8 protein-coding genes are annotated in these 13,851 nt (G+C 45.5%); 3 read left to right on the top strand and 5 right to left on the bottom strand.

Features of this window, described 5'->3' with window-relative positions:
* Positions 1–98: 98 nt before the first annotated feature.
* Positions 99–3,071: an adenylate/guanylate cyclase domain-containing protein gene (locus D0A37_RS13280; protein WP_242724806.1), complete on the bottom strand. Its 2,973-nt coding sequence runs from the start codon at positions 3,069–3,071 to the stop codon at positions 99–101.
* Positions 3,072–3,413: 342 nt separating this feature from the next.
* Positions 3,414–5,219: a proline--tRNA ligase gene (gene proS / locus D0A37_RS13275; protein ID WP_242724805.1), complete on the bottom strand. Its 1,806-nt coding sequence runs from the start codon at positions 5,217–5,219 to the stop codon at positions 3,414–3,416.
* A gap of 85 nt (positions 5,220–5,304) precedes the next feature.
* Between proS and D0A37_RS13270 the strand changes: the two genes are divergently transcribed.
* Both D0A37_RS13270 and D0A37_RS13265 read left to right on the top strand, forming a co-directional pair.
* On the top strand, positions 5,305–5,610 hold the full coding sequence (locus D0A37_RS13270) for a hypothetical protein (RefSeq protein ID WP_242724804.1): 306 nt from the start codon (positions 5,305–5,307) through the stop codon (positions 5,608–5,610).
* Between the two features lie 517 nt (positions 5,611–6,127).
* Positions 6,128–9,253, top strand: coding sequence for an MFS transporter (locus D0A37_RS13265; RefSeq protein WP_242724802.1), 3,126 nt, complete (start codon positions 6,128–6,130; stop codon positions 9,251–9,253).
* Positions 9,254–9,339: 86 nt separating this feature from the next.
* On the opposite strand, the gene D0A37_RS13260 is transcribed toward D0A37_RS13265, so the two are convergent.
* Positions 9,340–9,927, bottom strand: a complete 588-nt coding sequence (locus D0A37_RS13260; RefSeq protein ID WP_242724800.1) for a Uma2 family endonuclease — start codon at positions 9,925–9,927, stop codon at positions 9,340–9,342.
* A gap of 286 nt (positions 9,928–10,213) precedes the next feature.
* Here D0A37_RS13260 and D0A37_RS13255 point away from each other — a divergent pair, with 286 nt between their 5' ends.
* The gene (locus tag D0A37_RS13255) at positions 10,214–10,693 is read left to right on the top strand and encodes an orange carotenoid protein N-terminal domain-containing protein (RefSeq protein ID WP_242724798.1); all 480 of its coding nucleotides are present in this window, start codon (positions 10,214–10,216) and stop codon (positions 10,691–10,693) included.
* 215 nt (positions 10,694–10,908) lie between these two features.
* Here D0A37_RS13255 and D0A37_RS13250 read toward each other — a convergent pair whose 3' ends face one another.
* Positions 10,909–11,583, bottom strand: a complete 675-nt coding sequence (locus tag D0A37_RS13250; RefSeq protein WP_242724797.1) for an acetoacetate decarboxylase family protein — start codon at positions 11,581–11,583, stop codon at positions 10,909–10,911.
* A gap of 628 nt (positions 11,584–12,211) precedes the next feature.
* Positions 12,212–13,693 carry an S-layer homology domain-containing protein gene (locus D0A37_RS13245; RefSeq protein ID WP_242724795.1) on the bottom strand — a complete coding sequence of 494 codons (1,482 nt, stop codon included), beginning with the start codon at positions 13,691–13,693 and terminating at the stop codon, positions 12,212–12,214.
* Between the last annotated feature and the right edge of the window lie 158 nt (positions 13,694–13,851).

Raw genomic sequence — 13,851 nt, 5'->3', positions numbered from 1 at the left:
TTTAACTAACTATAGCAACCGCGCCCGAAGATTAGGAAATTCTTAATTCTGAAACATGACTTCTTATATTGCTTGTTCCTTCTTCATTCTTCCTGATGCTATAACTTGATACCTGTAAGAAAATAAGTGTTCATCTGGCTTTTGCCTTTGACTTCGATCGCGCCGCGACTTTCAAATATATACTTGTCCTGCAATATATCATACATTGCAGACGTGACTTGAATGCACCCCGGCAAGCCGTGGGATTCCATGCGGGAAGCGGTGTTAACTGTGTCTCCCCACAAATCATAAATAAATTTTTTAATACCGATTACTCCGGCGACGACAGGGCCGGTGTTAATGCCAATTCTGATGCTGAATTCTTGATTGTGGGTATTGCTGAAGTCAATAATTGCCTGCTGCATATCGAGGGCCATTTGGGCGATCGCCTCTGCATGATCGCTGCGGGGCATCGGCAGCCCTCCAACTACCATGTAAGCGTCGCCAATCGTCTTAATTTTTTCCAATCCGTGCTTTTCTGCTAGGCGATCGAATGTGGAAAAAATATCGTTAAGCAAAGAAACTAATTCGGTCGGAGAAATTTGGGAACTAATTTGGGTAAAACCGACTATATCTGCAAATAATACTGTTACTTCGGCAAAAGTATCGGCGATGATGCTTTGGTCTTGTTTTAATCTGTCGGCAATGGGTTGTGGTAAAACGTTGAGCAGGAGACGGTCGGATTTTTCTTGTTCTAAGCGCAAAGCTGCCTCAGCTTGTTTGCGAGTTGTGATGTCTTGAACAGTACCTTCGTAATAAAGCAAATTTCCGTAGGAATCGCGCACGGTATAAGTATTTTCTGAAATCCAAATTATACTGCCATCTCGGCGGTAAATTTGAGATTCAAAATCCGATACTTTGCCTTGTTCTTCTATTAAGCGGACAACTTCGGCGCGCAGATCGGGGTCAACATAAAGCTGTTTGCTAATATCAGTTAGTGTACCCACCAATTCCTCGCCTGAACTGTAACCGTAAATGCGAACCAAAGCAGGATTGGCGCTGAGATATTGCCCATCTGGGGTAGTTTGAAAAATGCCGACGATCGCATTTTCAAAAATGCTGCGGTATTTTTCTTCAGCTTGCCGCAGCGCTTCTTCAGCCCGCTGGCGTTCTCGCGCTTCCACTGCGAAAGTTACAGAGTCTGCTAGAGAAACAGCAAAACTTTGTTCTTCAATAGTCCAATAACGGCGAGTTCCTACGTGTTCCAAACAAATAACTCCTGCTGTTTCTCCGCCTATTTGAATCGGCGTATCTAGCATAGAAGTGATGCCCAAGGGAATTAGGTAAGATTCCGCAAATTCTCTGGTTCTAAAATCTTTTTGTGCGTCAAAGGCAGCAATTGCGCGTTCTTCTCCCAGTGCTTGAAAATAGACAGGATAGTCTGCTGCTGCTAATTCCAAACCGCGGGAGTGTTGGTTGAGAGTGCGATCGAACAAATCTAGGCACTCCATCTTGGATTTAGTGCGATCGTACACCCAGACGCTCGATCGGGCAACTTCCAGAGTACGGCTAGCACTTTGAGTTATTTGTTGAAGCGCTTTTGTTAAGTCGCCTTGATTCAGCGCTTTATTTTTGGCTAAATCAATTAATGCCGATTTCTGTTTCTGTAGCTGAAGTTCGCTTTGTTTCAGGGCATTTGTCCGCTCTTCAACTCGAATTTCTAGCTTTTCATTCAGCTTTTGCAGCGCTATTTGAGCTTTTCGGCGATCGGTGATATCTGTGCCGATGCAGAGGATTCCCAGGATTTCTCCCGCTGAACCAACCAGCGGTTTATTTGCCCAAGATACCCAAACGCGATCGCCACTGCGCCGGAGGTTTTCATTTTCATAGTTGGTAAAGCGATCGGGATTTTGTAAAATTTCATTATAAACCAACTCTAAGTTCTTCCCTTCGAGGTCTGTCTGGGGAATAATTGTTCCCATTGCATTTTTACCAATGATTTCTTCCTGAGTGTAGCCAAAGAATATTTCCGCAAATTCGTTAAAAAAAGTAATATTGCCGTTAGCATCCAATTTCAGAATAATGCTGCTAGCATTTTCCACCAATTCTCGATATTTAATTTCGCTTTGTCGCAGGGAATTTTCTGCCTCGGCGCGTTCAGCTACTGTCGCTGCCAATAACAGCGAGGTAATTGTAACTACACCCATAAAAGCTTGCAAAAATAAGATAGCCTGAGTGATATTGTCGGCTTTGGCTATAAACGGCCCCCCTCCCTGAGAACTGCCCATAATTGCGATGCTTGAGACAATGAACGATGCTAGGACAGCGGCTCGTTGACCGAATTGGAGCGCAGACCAAATTATCAAAGGAAACGGCAAATATTCCAGGGGATAACGAGAAATAGAAGCTTCATTTTTCGAGACAAAGACCAGCCAGCTCACCCCAATTAATAATATTAACCATACTGCCCGCCAAATTAGATATCTTTGCGGGCGTTCTGTTTGTCTTTTTAAACGAGCGGCGGTTACTTTAGGGCGAAAAAATATTAGGATTAAGGGAGTTAAAATTAAAACTCCCATTGTGTCTCCCAAGCACCACTCCCATCGAACCGACCAATATTCTGCCCAATCTACTTTGCCCGCTAAATATAGGGAAAACGCGCCAATAGTGCAACTGATTTGAGTACAAATTACACCGCCAAACAAGATTAAATTAACTACATCTTTCAAGCGAGCGAGAGATGGACGAAACCCCATCCAGCCCAGAGCAGTTACTGCAACAACAGCTTGCAGAATGGCCCCGACGTTTCCTCCCAGCCAAACCACGAATATCTGCTCATGTGGGTTAACAAAATTTAGCAGAAATGTACCCAAAACAATGGCAGGCCAGACTTTTTTCCCAAACAATAAAAGTCCAGCTTGGGCAATTCCAGCAGGCGGCCACACCGAGGCAGCAAACGGATTGACACCTTGAATTGAAATTGCTAGCCTCGCCCCCACGGCGTAAACGACAGCAACGACCGTTACTTGGGCTAAGTACCGCCCAATTCGGGATTGAGGGAATCGAAGAAACTGATTTAGGTTCAGATTCATATCGAGTTTTAAGTTTTAGATAATTTCACATCAGAAGGAAGAAGGAAGTTCGGCAACGGATTCTGTAACGGATTTAACGGATGTAACGGATGTGATGGATGTCAGGAAGAGGGAAGAGGGGGGGAGCATCTCATATTTGTAAAAACACTTCTTCTGGCTCCTTCTTTCTTCCTCTTTCCTCGTGCATCCTGTCTCCTGTCTCCTGCCTCCTGTCTTCAATTTCTAGCTTGGCTGCTTTCATTGAGATGCTCCCAAGAGGGGAGCTAATGTAGGGTGTACACCGCGTACATTGCGAGCCTAAATGTAGCTGCGCGGTGCGCGCACCTTACTGGTTAAAAAGCCTTAGCTGATGGCGGCTTCAATCCACTGTTTTAACGTAGAATTGACTTCATCAACAAGAATTTCATGTGATTTGTGATTGGCTCTTTCCACGACTTCAACTTTGCCTGCTTTCAGCGAACGGCCCGGAACAATGCGATAGGGAATCCCGATTAAATCGGCATCTTTGAATTTAACTCCGGCTCGTTCATCGCGGTCATCTAGTAGGGTTTCAATGCCAGATTGATTGAGTTCTGCATAGAGTTTTTCGGCGACTTCTACTTGTTGAGCGTCGGAAATATTGGGGATGCTAATGATGGCGTGATACGGGGCGATCGCCACTGGCCAAATTATCCCGTCTTTGTCGTAGGATTGTTCTACGGCCGATTGAGCTAGCCGCGACACGCCGACGCCGTAGCAGCCCATAATAAAGGGCATTTCTTCCCCTTGTTCGCTGGTGTAGGTGGCGCCCATTGCTTGGGAGTATTTGGTGCCTAATTGGAAGATGTGGCCGACTTCGATGCCTCTGGCGCTTTGCAAGGTTTGTTCGGGGTTGTGCACTGCCCGATCGCCTTTTTTGGCTGTTCTGACACCTACAACCGTTGCTGGTAGAGGAAATTCTTTGTTCCAATTCGCCCCGACAACGTGGTATCCTGATTCGTTTGAACCGGTGACAAAGTTGGTCAGGTCAACTGCAGTGCGATCGACTAAACGCAAAAACTTAGAGTTTACCTCCTTGCTTCCAGCGATATAATCATCAGCAACATCGGGAGCCATATAACCGAGAGGTAAAGATTTAGCAGCCCATTTCCGCTGAGCTTCCGCATCGGGAACAGTCAAAAATAAAACAGTTTTAGCTTGATAATTACCCGCTAACTTTGTCAATTCATTCAGCAACTTTACCTGATTCACATCTTGGTCACCGCGAATGCTTACCAATACCAATACTGTGATGCCATTGTCGTAAACAGCCTGGTAAAGCACATTTTTGACAACTTGCGTCGGAGAACATTTCAAAAACTTGCAAAGTTTATCAATTGTTTCAGTTCCCGGCGTTTCCCGCTTTTCAAAAGTGGCAAAGGGCGAGGGTTCCGCATCAGCAGGCATCGAGACAGCCTTTTCCACATTAGCGGCATACTGACCGTCTTCAGTATAAAGAACTTCATCTTCTCCCGCTTCTGCCAGCACCATAAACTCTTGAGAACCAGAACCGCCAATTGCTCCCGAATCAGCATCTACTGCTCGGAATTGTAAGCCAGACCGGCGCAGCATATTGCTATAAGCTTGAGCCATATCCTGATAAGTTTTTTTCAGACTTTCTTCGTTAGTGTGGAAAGAATAGCCATCTTTCATAATGAATTCGCGACCGCGCATCAACCCAAAACGCGGGCGAATTTCATCGCGAAACTTAGTTTGAATTTGATAAAGATGTAAAGGCAATTGCCGATAAGAACGAATCATATCTTTAGCAATTGTAGTAATTACTTCTTCGTGAGTTGGGCCCAGTCCCAATTCTCGCTGCTGCCTGTCTGTCATGGCAAACATAATACCTTCAGCTTGAGTATAGGTATCCCAGCGGCCGGATTCCCGCCACAAATCGGCCGGTTGCAATTGCGGGAGGAGGCATTCTTGAGCGCCGGTAGCGTCCATTTCTTCGCGCACAATTTGAGATACTTTTTTGAGAACTCGCCACATTAATGGGAGATAAGCGTATATACCGCTACCGATGCGCCGGATGTATCCGGCACGGAGTAATAGTTTGTGGCTAGGAATTTCTGCTTCTGCCGGGTCTTCGCGCAGGGTGACAAAAAGCATTTGAGAGAGTCGCATGGCTGATTTCCTTAAAATACCGGATGATTGTAATCTTAGATTAACTTCTGATATTATCAGACGTGAGGCGGATTTGATTAAATATATGAATAAAATTTGGCAAAATTACGAAAAAGGTATGGCAGTATTTGATAATTGTCACTCTCCTACTGTGCAATCTCAGTGGCTTGCCTTAAAAGATGAAATAGGAGAATTTGTTCGAGAACCTAATTTAAGCGAAATTTGGGATATTGTTCATGCTGCTGGTCGATTGCTTTACAAACTAACCGGAATTCCTTTCAATTTACTTGCCTATCCTACTGTTCGCAAACACAGCCAGCGTTTCGAGGAGTACGGCTGTATTCGCAGCATTCGCAACTGCGAGGGTAAATGCTGCGGCAAAAATTCGTAGCCTAGGCGGCGGCGCACCCGATATCCTGTTTGTTGAATTGCCTGTAATTAGATTTAGAAACCCTCGATCGCACCAGAGTGATTATGCAGCTCAATCCCTCGGAATTACTAGCTCGTTTTGAACCTAAAAATCAAACGGAATCCTTAAGTAGGTAGCGTACTCTACGATATTTAGAGTGTACCACATCGCACTTTACTACTATTGATCATTGGTGGCGATCGCCCCCCGCCTCAAACTTGCCCGTTTTATGCGAACTCTGCTGCTACCAGTCTCATAAAAACTAATTTCTGACTTTAGACGGATTTATTTTTTACCTTCCACAAGCATAATAAGCAGTAAGGATGAGATCACTAGAGAAGTGATTTACGGCTCATCCCAATTTCACTAATAAGGGCTTCCGTAAGATTAAGCCTGACCAAAACAAACCATCATCTAAAGATTACAAAATCCCCGCTAAAGAAAGTTGGGGTAAAGTTTTGCTATGCCTAACTCGGCATAAAAGTGTAGGAGGTAATTTATGTTAGAAAGCGAGTTATTAATGTCGCTGTACAGTCCCAAACTCAATATTTCCCAAATGCCAGTAGAAATAGATGTGCCATTTGACCACCCCGATATCGGAGGGCTGATGTTTTTAAGCCCGCAGTTTTTCGTGGCATTAATCGCCGGAGTCATTATGGCTTTCGGCTTCCAATTCCTGTTAACAAATTTCTCGATAGCTGCCAAAATCTCAAATTGGGACGAGGCTTTGCCCGACGGTGACGATGATGATGAGTCAGAAAGTTTAGGCACTAAAGTTCGGAAAATCGAAGGTTTAGTCGGGGGTTGGATTTTAGTCACCGTTAACCTGGCTTTATTTTTGGCTTGTTTTCTGGCAGTCAAACTAACTTCAATTGCCTCGGTAGATGGAGCGGCAATTATTGGTGTGGTAATCTGGGCTGCGTACTTTTTAACGCTGGTGTGGCTCGGTTCTAGCGCCGTCGGTTCGATGATCGGTTCCTTGATAAAAACTGCTTTTTCAGGCGTTCAAGGCGTCATGGGTACTGCTGGTGCAGCGATCGGCGGCAAGATGGCCAGCGACCAAATGGTCAACACTGTAGAGGCATCTGTTGCCGCTGTCCGCCGCGAATTGAGTTCGGCGGTAGACCCGGAGAGCATTCGCGAAACACTGCAAGATTATGTGGGTGCTTTGCAGTTACCGAAACTAGATGTTAAAGAAATTCGCGGTCAATTTGAAAAGTTGCTGGGCGATGCAGATATCAAATCTCTTGCGGGAAGCGACGTTCTGAATAATGTTAACCGCCAGACTTTTGTGGATTTAATTAAGAGTCGGACAGACTTTTCTCAAGAGGAAATAACTCAAGTTGCCGACCAACTCGAAGGCGTTTGGAAGCAAACATTCGGCAAGCAGCAAGAGCAAAAAGACCCGAATTTAGAGTTGGTTGATTTTCTCAAGTTTGCGGCTCCGGATTTGCTGAAGTCTGACGAACTCAACGCCAAGCTGTCTCAAATTCTGGAAAGTACATCGGAATCGGGCTCAGGCGGCATGAAGCGAGCGATGCAGTTGGGTGTGGAAGCTCTTGTGAACACTGTGTTGTCGCGGACGGATTTGTCGGATTTGGATGTTGAAAAAATCACTGGTCAGTTGCAGCAACTGACAGCCAAAGGGACGGAACAAGCTAAATCTTTGGCTTCTAAGGTGGGCGACAAAGTGCCTGCGCTGCCTTTCAATACAGCTAAGGCTGATGTGGAAAACTACTTGCTGAATACCCAACCTTGGCATCTCAACCGGGAGACAATCAAGCAGGAATTTAGGGATGTTATTTACGACCCGGAAGCTTCTCCGGGAGCAGTTTTGCGCCAGTTAGAGCTGTTTAATCCCGATTATTTTGTAGGGATTCTGGGCCGCCGTGAGGGGTTTGCTCCCGAACAGGCGGCGGAAATTGCCGAACAGCTTGAAGCTGTCCGCCAAGAAGTGTTGGAAATTGTGCAAGCTGCTGCTGGTGAAGAACAGTCTCAAGATTTACGCAGCCGGATTGAGAATTATTTGCGATCGACTGGCAAAGATGAGCTGAATCCTGAAGGTATTGAACGGGATTTCCAAGCGCTTTTGGAAGACCGGGATGCTGGTTTTGAGGCTTTGCGCGATCGCCTGTCTCAGTTTAACCGCGATACTTTGGTGCAGTTGCTCGGTCAGCGGGAAGATTTCAGTCCAGAGGAAGCCGATCAGTTAATCGGGCGGCTCGAAAGTTCGCGCGATCGCGTGATTTCTAGAGCTCAAGAATTGCAAGAGCAAGCGAAATCGAAAGCGCAAGAATTGCGGCAAAAGGTAGAAGACTATCTCCGCAATACTAATAAGGAAGAACTCAATCCAGAAGCGATCGAGCGCGAGTTTCAAACGCTTTTAAGCGACCCGGAAGCCGGATTGAAATCACTGAGAGAACGCTTGTCCCAATTCGACCGCGATACGCTGGTGCAGTTGCTGTCACAGCGCCAAGACCTCAGCGAAGAACAGATAAATCAGGCGATCGACCGGATGGAATCTGTGCGCGATAACATTATCCACGCGCCGCAAATGGTGGCAGATAGAGCTAAGCAACAGTACGAGGAAGTTACTGGAAAAATTGGCGAGTACCTGCGGAATACAAACCTCGATGAACTTGATCCAGAAGGCATCAATCGGGATTTGACTAAATTGTTTGAAAATCCGAAAGAGGGTACTTTGGCACTTCGGGAAAGACTTTCTCAGGTCGATCGCGAAACTTTGGTCAAGCTGCTGTCGCAACGGGAAGATTTGAGCGAAGAACAGATCAATCGGACGATCGATCGCGTGCAAGATTCGATTCGCAGCATCGTGAAATCGCCCCGCCGCTTGGCATCTCGCGCTCAAAAAACAGTCCGCGATTTCCAAGGAAGTTTGGAAAATTACTTGCGGAATACGGACAAGGAAGCGCTCAATCCTGAAGGCATCAAACGCGATTTGCAGTTGCTCTTTAGTGAGCCGGGAATGGGGATCCAAAGTTTGGGCGATCGCGTGAAGCACTTTGACCGCGATACTCTAGTAGCATTGCTGTCGCAGCGGGAAGACATCTCGGAAGAGGAAGCTAACCAAATTGCCGACCAAATTGGATCTGTCCGCAACCAAATTGTCGAACAAGTTCAAATGGTTCAGGACAAGTTTCAGTCAGCAATGGATGGTATTTTCGGGAAAATTCGGGATTACCTCAATTCGCTCGATCGACCAGAGCTCAACTACGAAGGCATCAAGCGGGACTTCCGCAAAGTGTTTGACGACCCGCAGGCCGGATTTGACGCGATTAAAGAGCGTTTAGGTGAGTTCGATCGCGGTACTTTAGTTGCCCTGCTGAGTTCTCGTTCCGATATTTCCGAGACTGACGCTCACCGAATTGTTGACCAAATGGAAGGAGCCCGGGACAGCGTTTTATTGCGCTCCGAACGCTTACAAACAGAAGCCAAAAAACGCATCAAAGAGCTCAAGAAAAAGACCAAGCAGCAAGGAGAAGATGCGCGCGAAGCCGCAGCAACTGCTGCTTGGTGGCTGTTCGGTACGGCTCTGACTTCTGTGGTTGTTTCTGCTTTGGCTGGAGCAATAGCAGTCGGTGGTATTTCGGGTTTGTTTAGCTAGACTTTCCACGAATGGGAAATAAAGTTCTCCTGATTCTAGGCTGGCTGTTTGCCAGCCTATTTTCTTTGGAATAATATCAGAGTCCTTCAGGATTCTATAGTTGGCGGAAACACTCTCGATAAATCGAGCGCCAAGTCGTGAAAATAAGGCAGATTAACAGACTCGTTGGGCAGAAAAATCAGCGTCCTGCGATAACCAAATTGGCCAGGGGCATTCTGATACGGCTCGCTGTAACATTCCAAGCAAGTTTGTGATAAATTAAATATCCAATAGTTAGAGATTCCGGCTTCAGCATAAAGGGGGAGCTTAACCTGTTTGTCGTAACTCAAAGAAGAATCTGCAATCTCAATCAGCAACAGTATATCCCCTGGACAGGGGTGAGAGGATAGATAGTCGTCAGGGCGATTTTGTACGAGCGAAAAATCAGGTTCAGGTTCGCTGTTTGTCGGTAAAACGATGGGAGATTGACACTGTAAAGTTGCCCGCTCTGCTACTATGGCGCTTAATTCCCGCAATAATCTTCTCAGACAGGTTTCGTGAGCGGTACCTTTAGCTGCCATTTTCACAAGTTCTCCCTTGATTAACTCAACTCGATCGTCCTCACCAAAGAACCCCAGTTCTGTCAGGCGGTGATATTCCGCTATGGTGAAGCGTTTTGCAGTTGCGATCGACATAACAGCCACCTAAATAGAGGTCTGTTGCGATTATAGGCGATCGTCGATCGGCTAAACAATCCTAATCTGGATCACAGCTCACAACAATCTTGTCAAATTTTCCTCATCCTTTGGTTGCAAATTTTCCCAATTTTGGTGAGTTTACTCAACGAACTTATGTCCGGGATCATATCTGCCTTAAGCAAGATTCTAGCATCACTATTTATTAGGTACTTTAACTAAGTAGCAAAAAAAAAAGTTTTCTAACTAAGAAAGCTGAGCAATACATATTATTTTGGAGGCTTGAATGACATTTACTACTTCCGGTGCTTACGACCAAGGAAAAGCAGATATTCAGAGCTTGAGTGTAGACGACCAATTAGCTTTGCTGTGGTTTGTTTACACCGAAATGGGCAAGTCAATAACGCCAGCGGCTCCCGGTGCTTCCGGTTCCGAAATCGCTCAGGGTTTGTTCGATCAAGTCAAACCGCTGCCCCACGAAGAACAACTACAAGTAATGCGCGACATTGCCTCAAAAGCCAATACTGAAATCAGCCGGATGTACGGCTCGATGAGCCCTGAAACTAAGCTGGCTTTTTGGTATTTCTTAGCATTAGGAATGGACGAAGGAACTATTATACCCATGCCTCCCGACTATGAATTTCCAGAAGCAGGAAAAGCTTTATTAGGAAAGGTTCAAGCGATGGACTTTCAGCAGCAAATTGATTTCCTTCGCGGTACAGTTTTAGTAATGGGTGCTGAAGCCGCTCCGGGGGCTGGCATTTAAAAATAGGACTTACGAAAAAAAACCCGGTTTCTCGGATGTCGCAACGACGCATTTAGGAAAAAACCCGGTTTTTAGCCGTTTGATGCCTAACTCCTCAAAAAGATTAGTAAGTAGCTCAAACTAATACGCCGCGACAGAAACCCGGCTTCTTCAAGAAACCGGGTTTCTGGCTGTTCTGTTTTTTTAGGTTGAGGACGAAGACCCGCAGTTTACAGCTAATAACTGAATTCAACGGCTCTGTTTCCCACAACTTCCGGCGCACCGACTGTTAAACGCATATCTTCGCAGGCAACGGTTAGCAAGGGCTGACCTAAGTTTAAACTAACAAAAGGACTTTCTTCTGCCACTTCTAATTGGCCTTTAATCAAACCGCTGCGAGACTGTAATCCTCCTTTAAACAACAGCAAATTGCTGCGGTCAGCGCTGAAAACATTTCCGCTAAAAGGCAGCGGTAAGGCTAAAGTTTGCTTGCTGTAATTGAGGCTGCACAGTTGACGGTTTTCTTGGCTAACTGTGACGCGGTAGCCTAGGGGTGCGGCCTTTACCGAATCGCTACCTTCCCAACTAAATTGAGCTAATTCTTTAGGAAGCCCCCAAATTTCCCGTCCGCCGGCTACGGAGTTAGGATTGTCTACGTAGATGTGGGAAATCCAAGCGCCCCATTTTCCAGCATAATTGGCGATCGCGCTAACTACAATTAACTCATTGTACTCCATCACCGAACCCAACCCGTAGGACGATATATAAATGCCGCCTAGGGTTTTTCCTGGCAATAAAGAGACAATTTCTAACTCAGAGGGAACCAAGGGGCGCACTCGTGCCACATCTACCAATTGTAAAGTCTGAACAGCATAACCTTGCAGATTCCAAGGTGCAGGTGGATATACCATTTTCCGTGATTAAATATCTGAGATTTTCTCTTTATTTTAGCTTAGGGTCTAAAAAGCGACAGCCCTTTGCATTTTTTCACACCTTGTTAGTAAATTTAGTTTATTTAAACAAATTAATATGTGGGCATAAATTAGATGAATATTTTAATAGGGAATTTAGCTGATAAAAAGTAGGTATTTTACGGTACTATCTTGACGTATAAGCTGTTGTGCATTTAAATTATATGTTGAGGCCGGGATCTCCTGCCCACCCACAAGAGTAAAAATTTATTTTGCCAGGGAATTTCAAGGCGGATTAGCTTAATACTAAACTTTGGTGGTAAATTATTTTTTTATATAACTCGGCGATTTAAATCGAAATGTCAACTTTCCTGCTATCTGTAAGAGCAGGTTTTACCCACAATACGTGCCTGTAACTAAAGATTTAAATAACCCGCCCCCACAAAGGGGTAAATCATCATGTACATTTTTTGGATTAGTATCGAAGTAAAATTTGACGTGGGTTATCTGTTGTGTGGGGGCGGGTTTAGTAATATTGTTAGTGAAAATTAGATATTATTCGTCAAACCCGCCCTACAGACACTATCCGCCTTAATCCGCGTTCATCGGCGCTTGAAGACCTGCAAATCTACTTACTACCATAACCCCTACTTACCAAAAACTCCCGCAACTTCCCAAAGAATTCAGTGCGATCGCGCCCTTGATAAACTCTCTCCAATAACTGCCAACCTTCCGCCTCCTGGCCCATGACATACTTGTTCGCCATGAAGGCCGCCAAAACCCCTTTCACCTCCCCATTTTCACTCAAACGCTTGTTAGATTCTAGCCAAAGCTCAGCAGAATTCGTGTATACTTCCACCGGATACTCTTTGCTAACATCTTGCATTTTACCTTGGCGGTACTGCCAAATTTGCAGCGGAAAGCGAGAATCAGCGTAATTTGTAAAAGCCTCGGAAAATCTGCCGTCCTGACTCTTAAACTCTGGGATATCATTTTTGCCAAAATCCACTATTTCGTAACTCACATTGCCCCAGAAATGCTTGATATGAGTGTATTTGTTAGCTGCCGAGTCGTAGCGGTAAATAAACGAATAATTGCAGCAGCGGACGCCGCTTTTGATTGACACTAAATCTGCCAGAACTTCCGGTTCCTTGTCGCCGTCTAAATCACGGATTCGCAGCGATAAAAAACGTCCTTCTGATATTTCTTCGCTGGCTTTTTGGTCGGGGTTATCTACTAGAGAACGAGTTGAAATCAGCACGGGTTCTTCTAATAAACTTTTACGATCCCGGATAATTCTGATGCGGAGATTTTTAGCATTTTCTGCTTCTTTTACGAAAGAAACTTCCGCCCGAACTTTCCCAGCTTCTGAGATTTCTGTGGTTCTCGGGGGGCCGATATTCGCCGGAACTTGGGCGATATATTCGGCAGGAACTAAGGCAGTTTGGCCGGGTTTGGCGATCGCCTGACAGAAAAAAGTTGCGACTTCGGCGCGAGTAACATTCCGAGTAGGTTCTAGCTGTTTAACAGCCGGATAATTGACCACAAGTTGTTTTTCTGTGGCGGCGGCGATCGCACTTCTGGCCAGTTCGGGAATTTGCGACGCATCCTCAAAACTCGCCTCCAAAACCTCAGTCGCCGACCCCGTAGGTGTATATTTCAAGCCGCTGGTTAAAGCTACCAAAGCCTGCCAGCGGGTAATATTCAAAGTCGGGTTAAAGATACTGCCACTGTATCCAGACATAAAACCCGTCTGATAAGCTTCTCGAATTGCTTTAAAACCCCAGTAATTTGTAGGAATATCTGCAAAGTCGATCGGAGCGCGGACGGTTTTGGCATCGGGAAAAGCCATGCGAACCATCGCCGCAAACTCAGCGCGGCTGACGGGGCGATTCGGGCGAAAAGTGCCGTCTTCGTAGTAGCCACTGATAATTTTTTTCTCTGCTAACTCCTCAATACAAGCTTGCGCCCAATGGTCGTTAACATCCTTAAATTTGGCTTGAGCAAATGCCGGCGCTACATTCAGGCCCGGAAACATGAAATTCCCGATGATTATCCCTAGGGCTACCACTAAACCGATAATAGCTTGCCGTCTGTGTGATCGAATCATAGAACAGACTCCTCTACTTACAAATTGGCGATCGAAACTTTAGGAAATTTTGTTTATATAATATCAGCTATATTAACCCGATTTAATACCATTTATTAAAAATTTACCGGCGACTAAGGACACGGCCCTGCCGTGTCCCTACTTTTTAGAGTTGGTAT

This window comes from Microcoleus vaginatus HSN003 (genome assembly GCF_022701255.1).
GTDB lineage: Bacteria > Cyanobacteriota > Cyanobacteriia > Cyanobacteriales > Microcoleaceae > Microcoleus > Microcoleus vaginatus_B.
This window is presented reverse-complemented; position numbering and strand designations above follow the sequence as displayed.